Below are 23,870 nucleotides of genomic sequence, written 5' to 3' on the forward strand. Positions count from 1 at the left end.
CCCTGCTGCGATGAACTTTCCTCCCGCTGAAGTCGAAGCCGCCGCCGCGCTGATCGCCGAGTGCGACAGCCGCGCAACCCACCATGTGCTCCAGCTGGGCGGCTGCGAAACGCGCTGGCGGATCTGGGGAGAAGGCACGCCGCTGCTGCTGATCCACGGCGGCCATGGCGCATGGACGCACTGGATACGCAATATCGAAGCGCTGTCAGCCCGGTTCCGCGTGATCGTGCCCGACCTTGCGGGCTTTGGCGACTCTGCGGACTTCGCCCAAGCCGCCCATGCGCCCGAACGCACGGAGCTGCTGATCGAAAGCCTGCGTCTGGGCGTGGAGCATCTCGTGCCCGAAGGTGGGATGCATCTCGCGGGCTTTTCGTTTGGCGGCGCCGTCGCCGGCCTGCTCGCGCCGCGCCTGCCCCGGCTGCAGCGCCTGGCCTTGCTCGGCTGCGGCGGCCACGGCGGCGCACGCCGCGAAAAAGCGCCCTTGCGCGACTGGCGCGCCCACGAAGGTGTGCCGCGCTGGCAGGCGCTGCAGCAGAACGTCGAGGCCTTCATGCTGTCGGGCCCCGCCGATGCGCTCGCGCTGTACGTGCATGGCCACGCCTGCGAGCGCACGCGCTTTCGCAGCAAGGCGATTTCGCGCAGCCCGCTGCTGCTGCAGGCATTGCAGGACTTCGACAAGCCGGTGCTGATGGTCTGGGGCGAGGACGATGTCACCGCCGTTCCAGCCGAAGCCGCGCAGACGCTGGCCCAGCACAAGCCCGCGCGCGACTGGACCATTCTTGCGGGCGCAGGCCACTGGGTGCAGTATGAACGGTCCGATGCGATCAACACGCTGCTGGCCAGCTGGCTACCCCGCATTCATTCGCCGTCGGGCACAGGACTCGATTCGCGCTGCACATAGTCCAGAAAATCCGCCTCCGAAAGCGGCTTGGCAAACAGGTAGCCCTGAAAGTGCCGGCACCGTTTCGCGAGCAGGGATTCATGCTGCGCGCTCGTTTCAATGCCTTCCGCGAGCACCTGCAGACCCAGGCTTTCACCCAGGGAAATAATCGTCGCGACAATCGATGCATCGAAGGTGCTCGTCACCACGTCGCGAATGAAGGATTGATCGATCTTGAGCTGGTCCAGCGGCAGGCGCTTGAGGTAATTCAGCGAGGAGTAGCCGGTGCCAAAATCATCCAGAGAAAAGTAGACTCCCATGGACTTGAGCGCTCCCATCTTTTCGGCAATTTCATCCGCATCCTGCGCGAAAATGCTTTCCGTGATTTCCAGCTCGAGCATGAACGGATTGATATGACTCGACTCGATGATGGCGATGGTCTGCGCGAGAAAATCAGGATGGTGAAACTGCTTTGCGCTGACATTCGCGGCCAGCCGCAGCTGTGACAGCTTCGCATCCTTGCTCCAGGCATGCAGGGTCTCGCAGGTACGCTGCAGAACCCATTGTCCGAGCTGAAAAATGAAGCCGCTTTTCTCGGCGATATCAATGAATACCGAAGGCGGGATCAGGCCCTTCTCCGGATGCCGCCAGCGGCACAACGCTTCGGCGCCTGTGACGCGGCCATGCATGTCGACCTGCGGCTGGTACACCAGATAAAACTCATCCGAGTACAGCCCGACACGCATATCGTGCTCCAGCCCCACACGCTCGGCAATCACTTTCTGCAACTGCCGATCAAAGAATTTATAGGTATTTCGTCCATCGTTCTTGGCGTGGAACATCGCGGAGTCGGCACCACTGACGATCTCATCCATGGACTTCTTGCTGGCATCGAAGAATGCGACACCGATGCTCGCGGAAACATAATGCTCGCGCGATGCAAACGACATGGGCGCGGAAATCTCGCGCAAAATGCGCTGGCAAATCCTCTCCGCCGCATTTCGGGCCAGCTCGAAATCCGTGCCCAGCCGGTTCAGGACGACGACCAGTTCATCGCCACCGAATCTCGCCACCATATGTTGCGGGCCTATGGCCTGGCTGGTCCGCGACGCCACGTGTTTGAGCACCTCGTCACCGCATTGATGACCCCAATGGTCATTGATGAGTTTCAGGTTGTCGATATCGATCATCAGCACCGCACCAAATCCGTCGAGCGCGCTGCATTGTTCTATCAGTCGCGGAGCGACCTCGAGGAAATTGCCGCGATTGGGCAGGCCGGTCAACACATCGAAATACGCCAGCTGATGGACCTGCTGCTCGGCGCGCGTTCGCTCGGTGATATCGCGCGACAAGACAATGAAATTGGGCGGCATTCCAGCCACGCGCTGCTTGCGCGCAACGGACAACTCGAAGCAGCGCGTGTCGCCGCCAACGTCTATCTTGATGCGATTGCCGGTACTGCGCCCCATCAAGTGCGCCTCCCGGATCGAGTCGTACAGCATTTTCGCGGCCTTGGGCGGCAGCACGTCCCAGACGGTCTTGTCCAGCACGTCGTCCACAGGCATGTTCAGGCTGGCCTGGTTGCTGGTCCGGACCGCGAGGTAGCGGGCATCGAGATCCATCTCGAACAACAGATCGGGAATGGCATCGAGCGTATCGTTGAGGTCCGCCGTGATTCCGCGCAGGTTGGCCGTCATTTCAACGGCCAGTGCCTTGGCACGCTCGCGCGACGTCAACAGCAAAAACAAGATGACGCCCAGAGAAAAGCTCAGAAGAATGCCGGTCGAAGCGATCCAGTGGTGGGTCGAAGTCTGGTTCCTGGCGACGTAGGCTTGCGTTGGCGTGATCCTGAAATACCATTTCCGCCCGCCGAAGTCGACGTAATCTGCCCGCGAAAATCTGGTTTCCTCGAGATGCCGGCCCTCGAGCATCGCGCCGTTGAGAAAGCGATGGGCGATCGCCGCGTCATCGAAGGCTTCCTTTTCGTAGAAAGCCAGCTCCAAACCCGGTGCGAGGTTTTTCGCGATGGGCTGGAACACATCGACCAGGCGAAACGGAAGGTCTACCCAGCCGCGCACCATCTCCTCGCTGCCGATGTCCATTCGGCCCGGCATGTAGATGGCCAGGTAAAGAACGAATCCCGCCACATTCTTGCCCGGCGCATCCTGCACCAGCGTCAATTTCTGCGAGGCGATCAGGTCCCCGGTCTCGCCGGCCAGCTTGGCGGAGTTCCTGGCCTCCTCCACGGAAAAAATATCAAATCCAATGGTTTTCTCATTGCCCTCCCTGGGCTCCATGAAGATGATGGGTGCATACACCGCCCTGGACCCCAGGGGTTTTATTTGGTAGGAATTGCTGCCTTGCTCGCTACGCAGCAGCGCCTTGGCGCGTGCTTCAGCGTTTTTTCCCGTGACCAGCCTGGCAAATCCGACGCCTTGCAGACCCGGGGAAATGGAGTGCAGATTCAAGGATGTCACGAAAATCTTGAATTCGTCCGAAGTGACATTTTCGGATCCATCGATAAATCCCTTGACGCTTCGGGCGATCAATTCAAAGCTGTTGAATTGATTTTCGAGCAGGTATTTGATGTGGCTGCTTTCGAGCGTGATCGCCGAACGCAGATCCTGATTGACCAGCTGATTTCTTGACAGCCAATAAAGCGCAGGAATAAGCGCCGCCACCAATGCCGCGAACACCGCGACAGCCAGCGCCTTGGCATTGAAAGCAGGACGGGTTTCGAAGAAATCCCCCCGGTCATTCTTTTTTTCGGCCCCCCTGTGTCTGGAAGCTGCTGCGCGAGATTTCACTGAGGGCATCCTCCCTGGTCAGACGATGGCTTCATGGCACCCGGCATGGCCCAATGTTTTCCGTGAAGCTCCATGTTAAGGGAATCCACCATATGTCCGTCATTTTGTTGGTGGCTTCTCGCTATCGGAGAATGATTTCTCATGCTTCAGGTAGTAGCCTGCACAACGTTGGTGCACGGCTTCACCGGATCGGCTTCAGATTGACCAGTTCCTGGGCGCGCAATGCCGTCATCCGCAGGTGGCATGCATTGGCCGCGACGCGCGCCAGGCTGCCGCCGTCCGGGTCGTGGTAGAAGTCGCAATTCGCGTCGCGGTACTGGATCCACAGCCGCTGTGCGGACTGCAGCTGTTTCCTGCGCGCCGGTGTGAGGTCTGACACCAGTGCCTGAAAAGCCGCATTGAGGCGCCGGTCCTGGCGGCCATGCTCGGCCACGATGCACTCGATCATCGGCAGCGTGACGCCGCCGGCCTTTTCCATGCAGGCCGCATATTGGGGGGACAGCTCGGGGTCTTGTGCCAGCGCGGGGAGTGCGCCGGCCGCACTGGCGAGCGCCGCAACGAGGAGGCGCAGTAAAGACAAGGTGGATCGCATAGGTAGCCCCAGTTTGACGGATATCCTGACCGCGCGCTGCAAGACATTGGCGCAAAATGCGCGGCAGGAACGCTGCGCTTCACGGCGGCGTCAGCGTGGCTTCGTGCACTTCGACGCGGTTGCGGCCCTGGCGCTTGGCCTGGTAGAGCAGTTCATCGGCAATTTTCAGCACCCGCGCAACATCCGGTGAGCTGCCGGGCCAGTGGGCGATGCCGGCCGAAATCGTCACATGGTGGACCGGCACCATATCGGCGCGCTCGACCTGCTGGCGCAGGCGCTGCGCGACCTGCTGCGCAACGAACAGTCCCGTGCGCGGCAGAAGAATCAGGAACTCTTCGCCGCCGACGCGGCAAAAGACATCGTCTTCGCGCGCGCATTCCCGCATGTGCTGCGCGAGCTGGCGCAGCACGCCGTCGCCGACGTCATGCCCGAAGCTGTCGTTGACCTGCTTGAAAAAGTCCACGTCCACGCTCACCACCGAGAACGGCGTTTTCTCCATCTCCCAGGTCTGCAACGCATTCTCCAGCGTGCGGCGGTTGCCCAGCCCGGTCAGCGGATCGGTATGCGCATCCTGGCGCAAGCGGTTGATGTTCTTCTGCAAAAGCCCTATGCCCAGCAGCATGGCTTTCTTCAGTTCCGCGGACTCGTAATACCAGGACCGCACGCGCTGGATTTCGTCCGCCGTCGCCGGGTTGTCCATGGTCCTCGCGCCACTGGCCAGTTGCTTGAGCGGGCGCGCAATCATGCGCGCACACCACAAGATCAGCAGCAGCGAAATCGCCGCCACCGGCAGGGAATTGAGCAAGACCCGCCACATCAGGACGTCGAGCGCTGCGAGCGTCGCCTGCTTGGGCCTCTGGGCCACGATGCCCCAGCCGCTCGAGGGAACGACGGCGTAGCCGGCGAGCATTTCCACGTTCCGGCTGTTCAAGACCTGCTTCTTGCCCGAAACGCCGCTGATGACTTCCTCTATCGCGGCGTTGCCTTCAACCACCGTTCCCACTCTCTCGTTGAGTGGGTGATAGATCAGGCGCCGGTGCTGGTCCACCACATAGAGGTAGGAGCCGTCCTGGTAGAAGTGCGAAGCGAGCAGGCGGTTGAGGAAGTTCTCGTGCTTGAGATAAATGGTGCCGGCAATCGCTCCGAGGTAGTTTCCATGGACATCGCTGACCGGGTGCGAAATGAAGACCACCAGATTGCCGGCGGTTGAAAGATAGGGCTGGCTGATCAGCGGCTTGCGGCTGGTGATGGCTTCGGTCGCGCCCAGCGTCTGCAACTGCTTGCCCACCAGATTCAGGGTTTGCGGCGAGGTCGCGAGCACCTCGGCCCGGCTGTCGATGACGGCGATCGAATTGAAGCTGTCGGTCTGCAGGAAAAGCCGCTCGGTCTCGGCCGCGAGAAAGGCCATATTGGTGAAATCCGCGGAGATCACCTGCGCGGCATAGCCCAGTTGCTGCTGCACCGAATCAAAGAAATCCTCGGTGCTCGCGGCAAGCTTGGTCGCATAGGCGTGGTTGCGCTCGAGCGCAGCGTCAATCAGTTGCTGGCGTTGTACCTGGTAGCTGGCGTAGAGCGTATTGGCCAGTGAAATGAGCGCGCTTGCAATCGTCAGGGCAAGAATCAGGCGCCTCAGATCCATTTTGGCGATGGATTTGAAATTCATTGGCAAGGGCTTGATCGGGGCGGAAGGGGGAAATTCAGCATGGTTCTGGCGCGGTTCTGGGCGCTGTGTCGGCATATCGGGTCCGGCGCACGCGCAGCCGCGATTGTCGGGCCACTTGCGCCGGATTGGTGCGCCAAAAACAACACCGGCGCCACGCAGCCCCGGCACCCCGACGACGACGCCGCTGCCGGGCGTCTGCGCCGTACCGTGTAGAGAGTCTCTTTGCTCATGACGAAGGCAGCGGATCGCGCCGTCGATGAGCGTTGAACTTGACGGAATTTAGCCATGTCAAGTCAATAGCATCAACCCCATGAGACATTCCAAAAATTCATAACCAGAAGAGCAAATATCCAGGCCTGCAGCCCACCTTCTCGATAAATTCGATGCCAGATAAAAGGAGACAAAATGAAGATCGGATTTATTGGTTTGGGTCGAATGGGCTTTGCACTGGCCCGTTCGCTGCTGAAGAACCAGCGCCAAGTGGTGGTCTATGACACCAACGCCGAAGTGATGCGCCAGCTCGAAAAGCAAGGCGCGGTCGTGGCGCAGGATGTGGCCAGCCTGTGCCAGCAGGTCGACATGGTGTTCACCATGCTGCCCGGCCCGGCCCAGGTCAAGGCCGTCGCGCTCGGAGAAAACGGCATCATCGCCCACCTCAGGCCCGGCGCGATCTATATCGACATGAGCACCGTTGATGTCGACACCGTCGATCTGCTGGGCGAATCCTTTGCCCGGGCAAACATCATTTTCGGCGATGCGCCGGTGGGCCGGCTCGCGATGCACGCCGACAAAGGTGAATCGCTGTTCATGCTGGGCATCGATGTTCAGCATCTTCCCCAGGTCGAGCCCATTCTCTACCGCATGGGCACGACCATCCACCATTGCGGCCCGGCCGGCAGCGGCACGCGCACCAAGATCATCAACAACATGATGGTGCTGTGCTACTGCCAGATCAATTCCGAAGCGCTGGTGCTCGCAAAATCGCTGGGGCTGGACATCCAGAAAACGTTCGATGTACTCACCAGCACCACGGCCAGCAACGGCCAGCTCAAGGAGAAATGGCCCAAGAAGGTGCTGGCCGGGGATCTGACGCCGGGCTTCGACATCACGCTGGGCTACAAGGACATTTCGCTGGCCGCCAATGCCGGCGCCGCACGGCAGATCGCGCTGCCGGTCTGCGACACCACGAAGAACATCTTCCGCATGGCCCTGGCCGCGGGCAAGGCCGGTCAGGACACATCGTGCCTCACCGACTTCTGGGCCGAAGCCAACGCCATCGAAAAAATCCGACTCTGAGGACACGACATGCCAATCCAACGCCGCTTCGCCCTGAATTGCGCCGCCGCCCTGCTGGGCGCCAGCAGCCTGCTGACCGCACCGCTGGCTTTTGCCGCCGGCTACCCGACCAAGCCCGTCACCATCTACGTGGGTTTTGCCGCGGGTGGCCCGACCGACGTGGTCGCGCGCATCCTCGCCGACAAGCTCGGCCAGAAACTCGGCCAGAGCTTCATCATCGAGAACCGCGCGGGCGCCAGCGGCGCCGTCGCCGCGGCGCTGGTCAAGAAGGCGCCGGCCGATGGCTACACCTTGATGATAGGCAGCAGCAGCACGCTGTCCATCCTGCCCCATGTGCAAAAAGGCCTGCAGTACGACGCGATCAAGGACTTCACGCCCATCGGCCTGGTCGCGAGCTATCCCTACTACCTCGTCGTTCCCGCGAGCTCGAGCTTCAAGAAATACGATGACCTCATCGCCTATGGCCGCGAAAAGGACAAGAGCCTGAGCTATGCCTCGGCGGGCAATGGCGCCGTCAACCACCTCGCGGGCGAGTGGTTCAAAAGCGAAACCCGCATCAACGCGCTGCACGTGCCCTACAAGGGCGACTCCGCCGCGGTAAGCGACCTGATCGCGGGCCGTGTCGATTTCGCGTTTCTCGCCGGCGTGGTCGCGATTCCACAGGATGCCGCTGGAAAGATGCGCATCCTTGCTTCGGCAGGCTCGTCGGCCGACAAGAGCCTCAAGGGCGCGATGGTGATCGGCCAGGAAAAGCTGCCCGGATTCTCGGCCGAACCCTGGAACGGTCTGATGGGCCCGGCCGGCATCGCGCCCGACATCGTCGCGAAACTCAACACCGCACTCAACGAGATCATGACCGCGCCCGACGTCAAGGCCAGGCTGCTGACACTGGACCAGTACCCATTCACGCGCACGCCCGAGCAGTTCAAGGAACATATCCAGAAGCAATCCGCGAACTGGGCCGGGATCATCAAGACCGCCAACATCGTTCTCGAATAAGGCCAGGCAGACAATGAAGTACTCCCAATTCATCGCCGGCGAATTCGCCGACGGCAGTTCCGCGCAGCGCCTGCAGGTGCTCTCGCCCTCGACGGGCGAATCCCTGGGCGACTACGCCATGGCGTCCAGCGACGATGTGCAGCGCGCGATCGCCGCCGCCCAAAAAGCTTTCGGCCTCTGGAAGCAAAGCGGCGCCCTGCAGCGCTCGGACCTGCTGCGCCGCATCGCCAGCGAAATGCGCGCCGACCGCGACGCCATCGCCCGGCAGATCAGCGCCGAACTCGGCAAGCCCCATGGCGAAGCGCAAAAGGAAGTCGATACCGCGGCCGAAATGTTCGAGTGGTCGGCCGAGGAAGCGCGGCGCCTCTATGGCCGCGTGATTCCCGCACGCTCCCCCGGCATACGCCAGACCGCGCAGTTCGAGCCCTGCGGCGTGGTCGCAGGGTTCTCCGGCTGGAATGCACCGGCGATCACGCCGTCGCGCAAGATCAGCGCGGCGCTGGCCGCGGGCTGCACCATCGTCATCAAGCCGTCCGAGGAAACCGCGGGCGTGGCGCTCTTGATCGCCCAGGCCATCCAGCGCGCGGGCGCGCCGGCCGGCGCCGTGAACATGCTGTTTGGCGACCCCGCGCAGATTGCCGACCAGCTGTGCCAGTCGCCCGATATCGCGATGATCACATTCACCGGCGGCACCGAAGTCGGCCGCCAGCTCGGCGCCAAGGCCGCCGCGACCATGAAGCGCGCCACGCTGGAGCTCGGCGGCCATGCGCCGGTGATCGTCTGGAACGATGTCGACATCGACCAGGTCGCGGCGAACTGCGTCGCCACCAAGTACCGCAATGCGGGCCAGGTCTGCACTTCGCCCACGCGTTTCCTGATCCACGAAAGCATCTACGCCGACTTCTGCGCCAGGTTTGTCGAGCACACGCAAAAACTGCGCGTGCGCGACCCGTTCGATGCGCAGGCGCAGATGGGGCCGCTCAAGAACCGGCGCCGCCGCGACGCCATCGAGCGGCTGGTCGCCAATGCGCTGGAATCGGGCGCGCAGCTGCTGACCGGCGGCAAGGCTTTGGCCGGGCCCGGCTTCTTCTACGAACCCACGGTCCTGGCGCTGCGAGACCTGCGCGCCGATGCCGCGCATATCGAGCCTTTCGGCCCGGTCGCGCTGCTGATTGCAGTCAAGGACGCCGACGAAGCGCTGCGCGAAGCCAACCGCCTGCCGTTCGGGCTCGCCGCCTATGCGTTCACGCAGAACATGCAGCTCGCCCACCGCTTCGCCAATGAAATCGAAAGCGGCGTGGTCTGCATCAATGAACTGCAGGCCTCGCTGCCCGAAACGCCGTTCGGCGGCTACAAGGACAGCGGCCTGGGCTCCGAAGGCGGCATCGAAGGCCTGCGCGAATTCCTCAAGGTGAAGTGCGTGCGCCAAGGAGGCCTGGCATGAGGACGACCCTGGGTTTCATTGGCGTGGGCGCGATGGGCGCTGGCATGTGCCGCAACCTCGCGCGCAAATCGGGCTGCACGGTGCTTGCGGCCGATCTCGACATGGGCAATGTGCACGCGCTTGCCGGCGACGGCGTGGTCGCAAGCAGCATCGAAGAGATAGCGCGCAGCGCCGACATCGTGTTCCTGTCGCTGCCGGCGATCGCGCAGGTCGAAGCGGTCTGCACCGGGCCCGGCGGCCTGCTCGCGAACGTCGACGTAAAGGCAAAGGCCTTGCACACCATTGTCGACATGAGCACCAGCGATGTCGCGCGCACGCGCACCCTTGCCCAGCGTCTGCAGGAGCGCGGCATCGCGCTGGTCGATGCGCCGGTCGCGCGCAGCCGCGAAGCCGCGCAAAAAGGCACGCTCTTGATCACCGTCGGCGCCACCGACACGCAGTTCGCGGCGCTGCAGCCCCATCTCGCCTGCATGGGCAGCGATGTGCTGCATTGCGGGCCCACGGGTACGGGCCAGGTGGTCAAGATCATGAACAACATGGTGCTGATCAACACCGTGCATGCGCTGGCCGAAGCCTGCGCGATTGCCGAACGCTCGGGGGTGTCCAAGGACTTGCTGACCCAGGCGCTGGGCCTGGGCTCGGCGGCGTCGTTCGCGCTGCAGCTCACGGGCAGCCAGTACCTGGCCAAAGACGTTTTCCCGGAAAAGATGTTTTCCGCGGCCTATGCGCATAAGGACTTGCAGTTGGCGCTGGCGCTGGCGCGCAATGTGGGCCTTGCCGATGAACTCACCGAATGCACGGCGCAGCAGCTGCGCAAATCCATGGACCGCGGTTATGCGCAGAACTATTACCCGGTGATGTACCGCGTGATTGCGGGGAAAGGCGAGAACCCATGAACAGCATTCCTGTGCTCGATGACTGGCTCGTGCACCGCGGGCGCTTCGTGAATCTCGTGTTCATGCTGCAAAGCGGCGAAAAGGAGTGGCTGGTCAAGATCCACAACGGCGCGATCGAAAGCCTGCAGCCGGGCCCGTTCGTCATGCCGCGCTGGACGTTTCGCCTGATCGCAAACAGCGAATCCTGGGAAAGATATTACGCGGCCACGCCCACGCCCGGTTATCACGACCTGATGGCGATGTGCAAGTTCAAGCATTTGCGCATTGAAGGCGACCAGCACGGCTTCATGTGCAATCTGCTGTATTTCAAGGATTTGATCAAGGCGCTTTCAGGAGTCGTGCTATGAGCCATATCGAGAAAATCTCCGGCGGCTATGTGCATTTCGACATCCAGGGCAAAAGCCACCGCGTCTATTTTGAAACCGCGGGCGCGGGCCCGGTGCTGCTGTGCCTGCATACCGCGGGCAGCGATTCGCGCCAATACCGCGGCATTCTGAACCGGCGCGAAATCACCGAGCGCTTCCAGGTGGTCTGCTTCGACCTGCCCTACCACGGCAAGTCCTCGCCGCCCGAAGGCTGGGAGCAGCGTGAGTACCAGCTCACTTCGAAACTCTATGTGGACACCATCATCGGCTTCATGCAGGCCATGGACATCGAGCGCCCCCTGGCCATGGGCTGCTCGATCGGCGGGCGCGTGGTGCTGCACCTGGCGCTGCAGCATCCCGAGAAGTTCAGGGGCCTCATAGGCCTGCAGTCGGGCGCGCATGTGAACCCTTACTACAACCTCGAATGGCTGCACCGGCCCGATGTGCAGGGCGGTGAAGTCTGCGCCGGCATCGTCTCCGGGCTGATAGGCCCGCACGCGGCCAGCGCCGACCGCTGGGAAACGCTGTGGCATTACATGCAGGGCGGCCCGGGCGTATTCAAAGGCGATCTGCATTTCTACAAGTCCGAAGGCGATCTGCGTGCGCTGGCCCACCAGATCGATACGCGCAAATGCCCGCTGCACCTGCTCACCGGCGAATTCGATTATTCATGCACACCCGATGATTCGCGCGATCTGGCCCAAATGATTGCCGGCTCCGAACTGAAGATCATGCCGGGCCTGGGCCATTTCCCTATGAGCGAGGCGCCCGGGGAATTCATCGCCCATCTGCTTCCCGTTCTGCAGAAATTTCATTGACAGACCAACAACCATACTGGAGACAAGAATGAAATTCAAAAGCCCCACCGCAGTATTCCTGACCGCGATCGCGCTGGCCTGCGGCGCGCAGGCGCAAGGCAGCGGCGCGAAGATCTCCGACGGCGTGGTGCGCATCGGCGTACTCACCGATATCAGCGGCCCGTTCATGGACAACGTCGGCCGGGGCTCGATTGCCGCGACCGAAATCGCCATCGAGGAATTTGGCGGCAAGGTGCTGGGTTATCCGATCGAGCTGGTATCGGCGGACCACCAGAACAAGGCCGATATTGCCTCGACCAAGACGCGTGAATGGTTTGATCGCGACAAGGTCGATACCGTGACCGAACTGGGCAACAGCGCCGTGGCACTGGCTGCAATGCGCATCGCCCAGGAAAAGAACCGCATTTCCATCGTCACCGGGGCGGGCGCGGTGCGCATCAGCGACGAGGACTGCACGGCCAACAATGTGCACTGGGTCTACGACACCTATGCGCTGGCCAACGTGGGCACCAAGTCGCTGGTCAAGCGCGGCGTCAAGACCTGGTACTACCTCACGGCGGACTACGCTTTCGGCCATTCGCTTGAAGCCGATGGCAGGAAGTTCATCGAGGAAGCCGGCGGCAAGGTGCTGGGCGCCTCGCGCTATCCGTTCCCGGGCAACGACTTCGCGTCCTACATTCTCAAGGCCAAGGAAAGCAAGGCCAATGCCGTGGCGATCGCGACCGCGGGGCTGGACCTGCAGAACGCAATCAAGCAAGGCCGCGAATTCGGACTGGGCGCGGGCGGACAGGCCAGCGTCGCGCTGCTGATGAGCATCATGGACGTGCACGGCCTGGGCCTGCGCAACGCCGGCGGCATGATGTTCGCCGAGACCTTCTACTGGGACCTGGACGACGCTTCGCGCCAGTTCGCCGAGCGCTTCTTCAAGAAGATGAAGAAGATGCCCACGGCGCTGCAGGCCGGCCAGTACTCGGCCGTGCGCACCTATCTCAAGGCCATCGAGCAGGCGCGCAGCGACGATGTGGGCCAGGTGATCCAGGCGATGAAGAGCATGCAGATCAACGATGCGTTTGCGAAGAACGGCGTGCTGCGCGCCGATGGCAAGATGGTGCACGACATGTACCTGGTCCAGGTGAAGACAGCCGCCGAGTCGAAGAAGCCCTGGGACTACTACAAGATCGTCGAGACCGTGGCCGGCAAGGACGCGTTCGCGGGCCTGAACGAAAGCAAGTGCCCGCTGGTCAGGAAGTAGGCCGCGCAATGAACGCCTACGAGGTGTATGCGATCAAGTACGCGTCGGTCGACCGGCTGCGCCAGAGCAACTTTCTCGAGCCGGTCGATGGCGACCCCGCGGCCGAAATGGCGCTGGATTTCTTCGTCTGGCTCGTCAAAGGCCATGGCCAGTTGCTGCTCGTCGACACGGGATTCAGCCAGGTGTCGGCGCTGGCGCGCCAGCGCCGCTTCCTGCTTTCGCCGGTCGAATCGCTGCAGCGGCTGGGCGTGCAAGCGGGCGATATCCGGCACATTGCGATCACCCATCTGCACTACGACCACGCGGGCAATGTGCATCTGTTCCCGAATGCGCGCATCTGGCTGCAGCAGCGCGAGATGGCGTATGCGACAGGCCAATGCATGTGCGACGCCAGGCAGAACCATTTCTTCGCGCTGGACGACATCGGCGTGGTGCTCAAGCGGCTCTATGCGGGCGATGTGCAGCTGATCGACGGCGACCATGCATTTGCGCCCGGCATAGACTTTCATCGCATTGGCGGGCATACCGATGGCCTGCAGGTGGTATCCGTGATGACGGCCCGGGGCCGGGTGGTGCTCGCGTCCGACGCCGCCCACTATTACGAGAACCTGCAGCAGCGCAACCCGTTTCCGGCGATACACAGCCGCGAGGACATGATGGCCGGCTATGACCGCATCGAGGCGCTCGCGGGCAGCGCCGACCTGATCATTCCCGGCCATGACCCGCTGGTCTGCGAACGCTTCGAGCGCGTCGCTGTGCCGGGCGCGCATATCTACCGCATTGCCTGACGCGGGCGGCGTGTCAGGGCCAGGCTCAGCAGCAGGGCCAGCGCCGCCAAGCCCCCCGCAAGCCACAAGATGGCGGGCAGGCCCAGCGCATCGACGACGCGGCCTCCGGCCCAGGCGCCCAGCGCGATGCCGACATTGAACACGGCCACATACAAGGCCGTGGCGATCTCCACCGCACGCGGCGCGGACTGCATCATCCAGGTCATCAGGCCTACCGATACGCCGCCATAGGCCAGCCCCCAGAGCAGCAGTGCCACGCCCGCGCCCGGATGCGAGCCGCCCAGGGCCAGGAACAGCCAGGGCGCGAGCAGCAGCCCCAGCGCAATCGCCGCCACGGTGGGCGCCGTGCGCCGCGCGGCGCTGATGCCGACGAGGAAATTGCCGGCAATGCCTGCGATGCCATAGGCAAACAGCAATGCGCCCAGCCATTGCGCATCGAACTGCGCCACCGACAGCAGCAGCGGGCGCCCGAAAGTGAAGGCCATGAAATGCCCGGCCACGAGCAGCAGCGTCAGCAGCAGTCCGGCCTGCAGCCGGGGGTTGAGCAGCTGTTCGCCAAACTGGCGCAGGCGCAGCCGCGTCGAAGGATGAACGGCCCGCGCTCAAAAAATAGCCCCCACGCTTGCCTCACTGCGTGTGGCGGCCTGGGGGGCAAAGCCCCCCATGGTTTTTGTCTTGGGGCGGCCCGGCGACAAAAAATCGCCTGTGCCAAGGGTCAGTTGCCCGCAACCATCGTGAAACTCGCCGTCTGCCGCACGATGAGGCCATTGGACACGACGAACGTGTCGGTTCCAAACTCAACTTTTGACGTGGCAGACTTGCATGCCCATTCCACGTAAGCCAAGTCTTCGTGGATCACCGCCACGTCGGTGCGCCATGTTGCGTCAGGGAGATCATTGATCAGTTTGGCATACATCAACGCGATCTCTCGTGGCCCAAGGTAGGTGTCCCCATTGACGATGACCACGGCGTCCTTCGCATAGTGGGTTGATACTTTGACAGCATCCTGTTCACCGAGAGCGGCTTCGTGGCTGGCAAGAACCTGTTCAGTAGTAGGCATGATGATGATGCTTCGTGGGCCCTGGCGGGAAGAACCCGCCAGGGCGTACTTTGATCAGGAAACCGAAATCACCACTTTCCCGCGGAGAGGCTTGCCATCAACCTCACCGCGCTCCAATGTGGCGTGGGCTTCCGGGATCTGGGCCAGCGAGAACTTGGCGCCAATGATTGGGCGGATGCGACCGTTCTCAAGCAGCGTCTTGAGAGCCTGCAACTTGCCCCGGTTCTGGCGAGTGAAGACAAAGTGATACTCGGCGTTCACGCCCCATGCCGCTATGAGGTTCTGTGGCGTGGCCAGATCGACCAAAGTAACGACTCGGCCGCCGTCGCTGAGTACGTGAGGTGACTGGCTCAGCGTCAGGCCTCCAATCGTGTCGAACACCACATTCACGCCCTTGCCGCCCGTCAAGCTGGCGATCTCTTCCACGTAGTTCTGGGTGGTGTAGTCAATGGCGTGGTCTGCGCCCAACTCGCGTACGAACTCCAGATCAATGCCCCGGGCGGTCGTATAGACGGTTGCGCCCATTGCCTTGGCCAGTTGAATCGCGATGGACCCAACGCCCCCCGCCCCACCGTGAATCAGCACGGACTCCGCCGGACCCAGCTTTGCGCGCGAGACGAGGGATTCCCAGGCGGTTCCGCCCACGAGAGTCATGGAAGCAGCCTCTTCGTGCGACAGATTCGCAGGCTTGTGCGTCACCAATGCTTCGGGGACGACGTTGTACTGGGCGTAGGAGCCCCCCTTGGGGCCAAAGATCTTGGGCGTGTAGAACACCTCGTCGCCCACCTTGAAGTCAATCACCCCGGGCCCCAGCTTTTCGACCACGCCCGAGACGTCATGGCCGGTGATGGCGGGCAGGGGAACATACTCCGGATAGTCGCCCCGGCGAATCTGGTAGTCGAGAGGGTTGATGGCAGTGGCGATCACGCGCACCAACAGCTCACCGGCATCCACTTCAGGAATTGCCACATCCTGCAGCTCAAAGCTGTCAGGGCCACCAAACTTCTTAAGAATCATCGCTTTCATTTCAATCCTCACTTCTATAAAAAGGGATATCGAGAATTCTCGATATCCAGTGGTAAAAAATTACAGCTCTTTCCCTATGATGTCGGCAAGAGCACTGATGGTTGCTTCGTTCCGCTTGTAGTAGGTCCACTGACCAATGCGCCTGACTTCGACCAAGCCCGCGCGTTGCAGCGTTGCAAGATAGTCAGACACCGTTGACTGCGATAGCCCGACGCCTTCTTGAATACTGCTGACGCAGACGCCCACCGTAAGAACGTCCCCTTCATCCTGCGCAGGGAAATTGTTCGCCGGATCCTTCAAACCTTTCAGGATTTCAAGGCGCGTACGGTTGGAAAGGGCTTTGAATATTTCGAGCAAATCCATGACTGCATCATATCGGAATTAAGCGATATGTCAATACGGAAGTGCGCCGTCAGAGGCAGCCCGGTGTATCGAGATACGGCGCTGTCCAGCGAACTACCGGGCTGGTAGTCATCGTGAAACAAAAAAAGCCCCCACGCTTGCCTCACTGCGTGTGGATGCCTTGGGGGGCATAGCCCCCCATCGTTTTTTGTCTTGGGGCGGCCCGGCGACAAAAAAATGCCACGTCCGGCGCCGTATCCAACGTCCAAAGCTGCCTTGAAATCCGCTCCAGCGCCTCGGCCCCCAGCACCGGTCCGGCAAACTCCACGAGCTTGGACTGCAGGTCATCATCGCTCAGCGGCATGTCGGGGTCACCCTTGCGTGTGGGCTGCAGGAAGCGGTGCTGCGTGCCGTCGTGCAGCGTGATGGCCACCGCGGCCGCGCGCTGGCCCGGGAACTGCCGGTCGAGCACGGGATCGACTTCGAGCACCACGCGCGCCATCAGCGCGCGCAGCGTGGAGTCGGCCAGGCGCGCGTCGTCGAACGCCGCCAGGCGCACGCTGCCGAACAACAGCGCCGTCGCGACCACATAGGGAATGCTGAAGCGCGCCTCGGCGGCCGTCGTGGGCGTGGCATTGCCCGCGACGGCCAGCGCCGGGGCATAGGTGGAGACGCGGATTTCGGCAATGTCTTCGGCATGGATGCCATGGGCCTGCTGCAGGGCGAGCGCACCGTCGATGGGCGCAAACGTGTGGCCGCAGCAGGTATGGTTCTTGAACGTCATCGCGCAGATGTTGAACACCTCGCCCAGGTCGGCCAGCACCGGCCCCCAGTCAGGCGCATTGCCCATCGCCACGCCCATGCCCATCTTGCCTTCGAACACGTCCAGCGAGCCGGTCACGCCCTGCTGGGCCATGGCGGCTGCGGCCACGCCGGCTTCGGCGGCGCGGCCCGAATGCAGGGGCTTGGACATCGAATCCATCTGGAAGGCCTGCTGCAGCCCGGCCGCGAACGTCGCCGAAGTGCACAGCGCGTGCGTGAACTGGGCGCTATCCAGGCGCAGCAGGTAAGCCGCTGCCGCGGCCGCGCCGAACGTGCCCACGGTGCCGGTGTTGTGCCAGTACTGGTAATGCGCGCGCCCGAGGATCTGGCCTATGCGCGTCGACACCTCATAGCCGACGATCACCGCCCTGAGGAACTGCTCGCCGCTGGCCTGCTGCTGCTGGGCCACGGCCAGCGCCGCGGAAATCGTCGGCGCACCAGGGTGGTAGATCGCGTGCTTGAAAATGTCATCGACTTCCGCCGCATGCGAGGCCGTGCCGTGGATCAGCGCCGCGGCTTTGACGGTCGCGCGCCGGCCCAGCACCAGGCGCGCGGGGCCGCGGTCCAGGTCTTCGGCCATGGCTTTTTCGAGCAGCGGCGTCGGGTTCATGCCATAGCCGGCGATCAGCGCCGCATACCAGTCGACGACGGCGCGCTTGGCGTGGTGCATGACTTCGGCAGTCACGGGCCGGGAGTGGAAGCTGGCGCCGAAATGGCCAAGGGTTTCGCTGACGTACATGGATGTGGCTCGGGCAATGGTGGCGCACCACCGAGGGATTGCGGATGAGCAAAGGATATGTCTGGCATGACGGGCCAGACATATCCTTTGCTCATGTCATCCTGCGCAATTGGAACAACTGGCAGGCCCTTGCACGACCGAAGATTCAGCCGTTCGCCACACAACAAGACCGATTCCTCCAGGAGACAGACAATGCAACACCGTACCGCAATCACCGCCCTGCTGGCCCTCGCGGGCCTGGCCCTTGGCACAGGGGCTGCCGCCGCCGACAAATATCCATCGAAACCCGTCAAGATCGTCGTGGGCTTTCAGGCCGGGGGCCCTACCGACGTGGTCGCACGCCTGGTCGCCAAGGCCTTGGGGGACGAACTCAAGGGCGCGTTCGTGGTCGAGAACAAGCCCGGCGCGACCAGCAACATCGCCTCCGAAACCGTCGCCGCCGCCCAGCCCGACGGCTATACGCTGCTGCTCGCGGCCGCGCCGCTGACGATGAACAAATTCGTTTTCCCCAAGCAGAAGTTCGACCCGCTCAAGAGCTTCGAGCCGATTTCCAAGATTTCCTCGGCGCCCGGAGTCCTCGCCGTGAGCCCCAAGACGCCGGTCAAGACCTACCAGGAATTCGAGGCGCTGGCGAAGAAAACGCCCAACGCGCTGAGCTACGGCACGACCGGCGCCGGCGGCACCCAGCATATGGCGACGATGCGGCTCGAACAGCTCGCGGGCATAGACATGCTGCACGTGCCCTATTCGGGCGGCTCGGGCGTGATGAACGACCTGATCGCAGGCGTCGTCGACTCGGCGTTCATGACTTCGACCGGCGCCATGCCCCATCTGCAGGCCGGCAAGGTGGTGCCGCTCGCGGTCGCCGGCCCGGTTCGGCTGCCGGGCCTGCCCAATGTGCCCACGTTCGCCGAAATCGGCTTGCCGGGCATGATCTCCGACTCCTGGAACGGCCTGCTCGCGCCGGCCGGCACGCCCCAGCCTGTGATCGACCGCTTGGCCAAGGCCGTCGCCAAGGCGGTGCAGTCCAAGGAGTTCAAGGACGCGCTGATCCCTCAGGGCGCGGTGCTGATCGGCAACTCGCCGGCCGCCTTCAAGGCCGAACTGCAGGCCGAAGTGATCCACTGGACCGAGCAGTTCAAGAAGGTCAAGATAGATTAGCCCTCCCTGAGCCGCTTACGCCCTGGGGGCCCCCCGGATGGCCGGGCCCCATTTGCTGAACTGGCCCAAAGACCAGACGCAAACTTCCCGTGGCTCAGATCACCAGCCGCGAATAGCCCACGCCCCCGCCCTTCTCCACCCGGATCTGCGCGGGAATGCGCTGCTTGAGCGCGTCGACATGGCTGATGATGCCAATCATCTTGCCGCTGGCGTTCAGCGCATCGAGCGCCGTGAGCGCGACTTCCAGCGTATCGGCGTCGAGCGTGCCAAAGCCTTCGTCAAGGAACAGCGAGTCGATCGAGGTCTTGCGGCTCACCAGGTCCGACAGCGCCAGGGCCAGCGCCAGGCTGACCAGGAACGACTCGCCGCCCGACAGCGTGCGCGTATCGCGCGCCACGTCACCCTGCCAGCTGTCGACGATGTCGAGTTCCAGCGCCCCCGTGGGCTTGCGCACCAGCAGGTAGCGGCCGTGCAGCCGCAGCAAATGGCGGTTGGCAAGGTTGAGCAGATGGTCCAGCGTCAGGCCCTGGGCGAACTTGCGGAACTTGTCGCCCTTGGCCGAGCCGATCAGGCCGTCGAGGTGCTGCCACAGGTCGCAGTCCCGGGCCTGCAGCGCGATCTGTGCCAGCAGCGCCTGCTTGCCGGCACGGCGCTGCGCATCGTCGTGCAGGCGCGCGCTGGCCGCGCCGCGCTGCGCGCCCAGGTGCGCACGTTCAGCTTCGAGCGACTGCAGGCGTTGCAGCACCACATCGGGCGCGTCGCCCGTCAGCGCCTGGGCCAGCAGCTGCGCATGGCCCTGCGCGGCCGCGGCCTGCAGCACCTGTTGCTGCTGCACCGCCTCCTGCAGGCGCTGCTGCATCGCGGCGAGCTGCGCGCGCTCGGCGGGTGGCAGCAGCGCCTGGAGATAGGCATTCTCATCGGCAAACGCGCTCGCGCGCAGCGCCTGCTGCCATGCGGTTTCGCAGTCGGCGGCTTCGATGCCCTGCGCGTCCAACGTGGCCTGCGCCTGCAGCGCCTGGCCTTGCAGGCCCGCGAGCTGCTGCGCTCCCTGCTCAATCAGTACCAGGCATTCGGCAAGATCCCGGGCCAATGCCGGGGCCGGCCCGGTGGCCAGCGCTTCGTGTTCGCGCCAGCGCCCGGCCCACAGCAGCGCCTGGGCCTGCGCCGCGTCGCGCACCGGCAGCAGTTGGGCCATGGCCTGCGCGAGCTGCTGCAACCGCGCTTCGCCGGCCTGCCATTGTTGCCAGGCGCTTTGCTGGGTCTGCAGCCATTGCGCGGCCACGTCGGGGGCGGGCAGCTGGGCATGGCCAGCCTCCAGCAGCGCGGCCTGCAATTGCGCTTCTAGCGTTTCGCGGGCCTGCACCAGCTCTTGCAGCGCGGCTTGCGCGGCCTGCGCGCGCGCCGTCGATTCCTGCAGCGTTTGTTGCGCCAGCGCCTGGGCATTGCGCGCCGTGAGCAGCGCGCGTTCGGCCTCGCCTGCCTGGTCCTTGGCGTCGCGCAGCCGCCGCTCGCCGCGCTCCACCGCCTGCAGCGCTTCGCCCAGCGCACCCAGCGACTGTGCGCACTGCGCCTGCGACTGCGCAAGGCGATCGGGCTGCTGCCAGCCGTCGACTCCGGGCGACTGCGCGGCCGGCAATTGCGCGCACAGCGCCGTCCAGGCCTGGGACCAGCGTCCGGCGAGATCGCGCTCCAGCGTTTCGCGCTGCGCCTGCAAGGCGCGCAGGGTGCTTTCCATGCGCGCGAGCTCTGCGGTCGCGGCTTCGCCCTGCTGGCGCAGTGCATCGAGTTCGCCGCGCCGCTGCGCGAGCTGCTGGCGCGTGGCCGAGGCATCGAGTGCCTGGTAGCTTGCGATGGCCGGGTGTTCGAGCGCGCCGCACAGCGGGCAGGCTTCGCCGGCTTGCAGCGCCTGGCGGTGTTCGGCCAGGCTCTGGATCAGTTGCTCGCGCTCGAGCAACTGCTGCTGGCCCGTGACCAGCTCGCTCGTGAGCTTCCATTGGCTGCGCAACTGCGCGCGCACCGTGCTTTGCGCCTGCTGCCTGTCCGCTGCGGCGCGTTCGCCCTGCTGCAGCGTGCGCAGTTGCAGCTCCTGGCCCTGACGCTCCTGCGCACGCTCCTGCAGGCCTTGCCAGGCATGCGCCTGCGCCTGCAACTGCTGCCAGCGCGCGCGCAGCGTGGCGCTGTCGCCCTGGCCATCGAGCAAGGTCTGCAGCGCGGCGCTGGCCGCCTGGGCTGCGGCGCCGGCCTCGGTCCGGGCCTGCAGCGCGGGCGCGATGCGCGCCGCCGTGGCCGTGGCCTCCTGCTGCGCGCGCTCCACCTGCTGCTGCAGCGCGGTCTTACTCTGCTGCTGCGTCCGGTGTTTCTGCTGCAGTTCGCCGCGCTGCGCGAACTGCTGGCGCCAGCCGCTCAGCAGCTCGCCGAGCCGGGCATGGGCGGCGTGCGTGCCGCGGTACTGCTGCAGGGTCTGCTGCTCGGTGGCCATGCCCTCGAGCTGCTGCTGCGCGGCATCTGCGACCTGCGCGGCCAGTTGCCGGGCCTGGCGGTGGTGGTGGGCCTGATCGCTGCGCAACTGCTGCTGGGCGAGCGCGAGCTGGGTTTGCTGCGCCTGGCTTTCGCTGCGCGCGGCCAGCGCGCGCTGCCATGCCTGGTGCAGCGGTTGCAGCGCCTGCGCGGGCGCGCCCAACGCCAGCCGTTGCAGTTGCGGCGCGGCATCGGCCAGCGCCTGGCGGGCCTGGGCGCAGGCGCTGTCGGCCGCCTGTTGCGCCTCTTCGGCCTGGGCCAGTTGCTGCAGCCATTGCTGCTGGGCCTGGGCCGTGGCATGGTCTTGCTGCACCCGGGCCAGCGCCGCCTGCAGGCGCTCGTCATCGGCCTGCAGCGCTGCACGCTCCTCATCCGACAGCAGTTGCACGCCATCGGCCTGGGCCTGGTGGCGCGCCAGCGTCTGGCGCGCTTCGCGTGCGCTTTCAAACACCGCCACCGAGATGTCGCCGTAGATTTCCGTGCCCGTGAGTTCTTCGAGCAGCTCGGCGCGCTCGTTGGCGCTGGCCGTGAGAAACGCCGCGAAGCCGCCCTGGGCCAGCAGCATGGACTTGGTGAAGCGCGCGAAGTCCAGGCCAGTGATCGCGGCGACGCGCTTGAGCTTGTCGTTGCTCTGGCTGCTCAGAATGACGCCTTCGCGCGTCGCCAGCTCGACCTTGGGCGCCTGCAGCGCGCCGTCGACGCGGTCGCGCGCACGCCGCTGGCTCCAGTAGGCACGGTAATGCTGGCCCTGGACTTCGAATTCGACTTCGGCCAGGCAGTCGGTCGTGTGCCGCGTCATCAAGTCGTTGGCCGACGCGCTGAGGCTGCTCAGGCGCGGCGTCTCGTGGTACAGCGCCACGCAGATGGCGTCGAGCAGCGTGGACTTGCCGGCGCCCGTGGGGCCGGTGATCGCGAACAGGCTGCTTTCGGTGAACGGCGCCTGGGTGAAATCGATCTTCCACTCGCCCTTGAGCGAGTTGAGGTTCTTGAAGCGCAGGCTGTTGATCTTCATTGCGCATGCCCTTCGGCTGCGGCGGTCAGGCGCGCGAGCACGCCGCGATAGCGTTCGCTGAGTGCGGCCTGGAGTTCGGGCGTGAGTGTTTCCTCGGCCAGCCGGCGCGCGAACACTTCATCGGGCGTCAGTTCATCGAGCGACTCGCTGCCCTGGGCCGTGAGCTGCGCCGCCTGCGGCCCGCGCTGGCGCTTGATGCGCAGCGTCTCCAGCGGCAGCCCCTGCAGCAGGGCCTCGACCCGGGCAGCGAGGTCGTTGAGGTAGTCGTCGTCCTGCACCGTGACTTCCAGCCACACCGGGCGCTGCGCCGTGCCGGCGCTGGCGGCGGACTGCAGCAATGGGGGCAAGCCGGCAAGGCTTGCGCTGACCGCGGCCAGCGGCTGGAACACCGGCACCGTCAAGGCCGTGACCGCTTCGAGGCCCGGCTCCCCCAGGTCGACCAGCAGCACCTGCTTGGACTGGCGCGCTTCATCGAAGCCCAGCGCAATCGGCGAGCCGCAGTAGCGGATGTGCTCGAAGCCACCGACTTTCTGCGGCTTGTGGATATGGCCCAGCGCGATGTAGTCGGCCGCGGGAAACGCATTCGTCGGGAAGGCTTCGAGCGCGCCCACATAGATTTCGCGCACCGACTCGTTGCTGCTCGCGCCCACCGTGGTGAGGTGGCCGGTGGCGATGATGGGCAGCCTGCGGCCCAGCGACGCCTGCAGTTGCGCCTGCAGCAGCAGCGCCTGTGCATGCACCGCCTGGTAGGTGGCCTGGATCGCGCTTTGCAGCGCCTGCTGTTTTTCCTGCGCGGTCTGGCCGGCCTGGCTTTGCACCACGTCTCGCGCGCGGATGAAAGGCAGGGCGCAGACGATGCAGCCGGGCTCGCCCGTACGCGCAGGCAGGGTCACGACATGCGCATCCACCGCGCCCACGGCCGCGATCACCGTGGTGTTGAGACACGCCAGCAGCGCGTGGTTCTCTTCGAGCACGCTGACCGAATCATGGTTGCCGCCCAGCAGCAGCAAGGCCACGCCCGCGGCATGCAGGCGCGCGACCAGCTGGCTGTAGAGCGCACGCGCATAGCTGGGCGGCGCGCCGGTGTCGAAGATATCGCCGGCGATCAGCACCGCGTCCACGGCATGGGCCTGCACCTGCTCGAGCAGCCAGGCTATCAGCGCCTGGTGCTCGGCTTCGCGGCTCTTGCCCATGAAATGCTGGCCCAGATGCCAGTCGGAGGTATGAAGAATGCGCATAGGTGGTGGGGGAAATGGGCTCTGTCGGCGCTCTTGCAGGCCCGGCGCCGAAGATGTGCCTATTGTGCCGCCGGGCAGGCACCGCCCCATGGGCGCCGGGCAATCTCCGGGAAAAAACCCCTGGCTACGCCCCCACCACGGCAATGGAAGCCA

At 64.2% G+C, this 23,870-nt stretch carries 19 protein-coding genes and 1 pseudogene; 10 read left to right on the forward strand and 10 right to left on the reverse strand.

Features of this window, described 5'->3' with window-relative positions; all coding sequences use genetic code 11:
* The first annotated feature begins 10 nt into the window (after window positions 1–10).
* On the forward strand, window positions 11–901 hold the full coding sequence (locus GVL12_RS20800; protein WP_159917473.1) for an alpha/beta fold hydrolase: 891 nt from the start codon (window positions 11–13) through the stop codon (window positions 899–901).
* On the opposite strand, the gene GVL12_RS20805 is transcribed toward GVL12_RS20800, so the two are convergent.
* The 3 genes from GVL12_RS20805 to GVL12_RS20815 form a co-directional block, all read right to left on the reverse strand.
* Window positions 859–3,687, reverse strand: a complete 2,829-nt coding sequence (locus GVL12_RS20805) for an EAL domain-containing protein (RefSeq protein WP_159917474.1) — start codon at window positions 3,685–3,687, stop codon at window positions 859–861. The genes GVL12_RS20800 and GVL12_RS20805 overlap by 43 nt on opposite strands.
* Before the next feature lie 181 nt (window positions 3,688–3,868).
* Window positions 3,869–4,267 carry a lysozyme inhibitor LprI family protein gene (locus GVL12_RS20810; protein ID WP_200843960.1) on the reverse strand — a complete coding sequence of 133 codons (399 nt, stop codon included), beginning with the start codon at window positions 4,265–4,267 and terminating at the stop codon, window positions 3,869–3,871.
* Window positions 4,268–4,358: 91 nt separating this feature from the next.
* Complete coding sequence (locus GVL12_RS20815) at window positions 4,359–5,942, reverse strand: sensor domain-containing diguanylate cyclase (protein WP_159917475.1); 1,584 nt, start codon at window positions 5,940–5,942, stop codon at window positions 4,359–4,361.
* A 405-nt stretch (window positions 5,943–6,347) separates the two neighbouring features.
* Here GVL12_RS20815 and GVL12_RS20820 point away from each other — a divergent pair, with 405 nt between their 5' ends.
* From GVL12_RS20820 to GVL12_RS20855, 8 genes are read left to right on the forward strand one after another with little or no spacing between them, the layout of a single operon-like run.
* Window positions 6,348–7,238: an NAD(P)-dependent oxidoreductase gene (locus GVL12_RS20820; RefSeq protein WP_159917476.1), complete on the forward strand. Its 891-nt coding sequence runs from the start codon at window positions 6,348–6,350 to the stop codon at window positions 7,236–7,238.
* A gap of 9 nt (window positions 7,239–7,247) precedes the next feature.
* Complete coding sequence (locus tag GVL12_RS20825; RefSeq protein WP_159917477.1) at window positions 7,248–8,237, forward strand: tripartite tricarboxylate transporter substrate binding protein; 990 nt, start codon at window positions 7,248–7,250, stop codon at window positions 8,235–8,237.
* 13 nt (window positions 8,238–8,250) lie between these two features.
* On the forward strand, window positions 8,251–9,681 hold the full coding sequence (locus GVL12_RS20830) for an NAD-dependent succinate-semialdehyde dehydrogenase (RefSeq protein ID WP_159917478.1): 1,431 nt from the start codon (window positions 8,251–8,253) through the stop codon (window positions 9,679–9,681).
* Window positions 9,678–10,577 carry an NAD(P)-dependent oxidoreductase gene (locus GVL12_RS20835; RefSeq protein ID WP_159917479.1) on the forward strand — a complete coding sequence of 300 codons (900 nt, stop codon included), beginning with the start codon at window positions 9,678–9,680 and terminating at the stop codon, window positions 10,575–10,577. Before GVL12_RS20830 ends, GVL12_RS20835 begins: the two co-directional genes overlap by 4 nt.
* Window positions 10,574–10,924 (forward strand): hypothetical protein, encoded by a 351-nt coding sequence (locus GVL12_RS20840; RefSeq protein WP_159917480.1) that lies wholly within the window; start codon window positions 10,574–10,576, stop codon window positions 10,922–10,924. The genes GVL12_RS20835 and GVL12_RS20840 overlap by 4 nt, the downstream gene beginning before the upstream one ends.
* Entirely contained in the window at window positions 10,921–11,760 is an 840-nt protein-coding gene (locus GVL12_RS20845; RefSeq protein ID WP_159917481.1) for an alpha/beta fold hydrolase, read from the forward strand. The genes GVL12_RS20840 and GVL12_RS20845 overlap by 4 nt, the downstream gene beginning before the upstream one ends.
* Before the next feature lie 28 nt (window positions 11,761–11,788).
* Complete coding sequence (locus tag GVL12_RS20850) at window positions 11,789–13,012, forward strand: ABC transporter substrate-binding protein (protein WP_159917482.1); 1,224 nt, start codon at window positions 11,789–11,791, stop codon at window positions 13,010–13,012.
* Between the two features lie 8 nt (window positions 13,013–13,020).
* Window positions 13,021–13,800, forward strand: a complete 780-nt coding sequence (locus GVL12_RS20855; RefSeq protein WP_159917483.1) for an N-acyl homoserine lactonase family protein — start codon at window positions 13,021–13,023, stop codon at window positions 13,798–13,800.
* On the opposite strand, the pseudogene GVL12_RS20860 reads toward GVL12_RS20855, so the two are convergent.
* From GVL12_RS20860 to GVL12_RS20880, 5 genes and pseudogenes are all read right to left on the reverse strand, one after another.
* A pseudogene (locus GVL12_RS20860) lies at window positions 13,785–14,369 on the reverse strand (MFS transporter); the annotation flags it as partial. The gene GVL12_RS20855 and the pseudogene GVL12_RS20860 overlap by 16 nt on opposite strands.
* Before the next feature lie 146 nt (window positions 14,370–14,515).
* The gene (locus GVL12_RS20865) at window positions 14,516–14,860 is read right to left on the reverse strand and encodes a nuclear transport factor 2 family protein (RefSeq protein ID WP_159917484.1); all 345 of its coding nucleotides are present in this window, start codon (window positions 14,858–14,860) and stop codon (window positions 14,516–14,518) included.
* Window positions 14,861–14,914: 54 nt separating this feature from the next.
* The gene (locus GVL12_RS20870) at window positions 14,915–15,886 is read right to left on the reverse strand and encodes a zinc-dependent alcohol dehydrogenase family protein (protein ID WP_200843961.1); all 972 of its coding nucleotides are present in this window, start codon (window positions 15,884–15,886) and stop codon (window positions 14,915–14,917) included.
* 60 nt (window positions 15,887–15,946) lie between these two features.
* Entirely contained in the window at window positions 15,947–16,249 is a 303-nt protein-coding gene (locus GVL12_RS20875) for a helix-turn-helix transcriptional regulator (protein WP_159917486.1), read from the reverse strand.
* A 142-nt stretch (window positions 16,250–16,391) separates the two neighbouring features.
* The gene (locus tag GVL12_RS20880; RefSeq protein WP_159917487.1) at window positions 16,392–17,789 is read right to left on the reverse strand and encodes an MmgE/PrpD family protein; all 1,398 of its coding nucleotides are present in this window, start codon (window positions 17,787–17,789) and stop codon (window positions 16,392–16,394) included.
* 192 nt (window positions 17,790–17,981) lie between these two features.
* Between GVL12_RS20880 and GVL12_RS20885 the strand changes: the two genes are divergently transcribed.
* The gene (locus tag GVL12_RS20885) at window positions 17,982–18,950 is read left to right on the forward strand and encodes a tripartite tricarboxylate transporter substrate binding protein (protein WP_159917488.1); all 969 of its coding nucleotides are present in this window, start codon (window positions 17,982–17,984) and stop codon (window positions 18,948–18,950) included.
* A gap of 94 nt (window positions 18,951–19,044) precedes the next feature.
* On the opposite strand, the gene GVL12_RS20890 is transcribed toward GVL12_RS20885, so the two are convergent.
* Both GVL12_RS20890 and sbcD read right to left on the reverse strand, forming a co-directional pair.
* A complete protein-coding gene (locus tag GVL12_RS20890; RefSeq protein ID WP_159917489.1) occupies window positions 19,045–22,479 on the reverse strand; it encodes an AAA family ATPase in 3,435 nt (1,144 codons plus the stop codon).
* A complete protein-coding gene (gene sbcD / locus GVL12_RS20895) occupies window positions 22,476–23,717 on the reverse strand; it encodes an exonuclease subunit SbcD (protein ID WP_159917490.1) in 1,242 nt (413 codons plus the stop codon). The genes GVL12_RS20890 and sbcD overlap by 4 nt, the downstream gene beginning before the upstream one ends.
* Window positions 23,718–23,870 lie beyond the last annotated feature (153 nt).

Origin of the sequence: Pantoea sp. 18069 (assembly GCF_902706035.1) — a bacterium.
In the GTDB taxonomy this organism is placed as follows: Bacteria; Pseudomonadota; Gammaproteobacteria; order Burkholderiales; family Burkholderiaceae_C; genus Comamonas.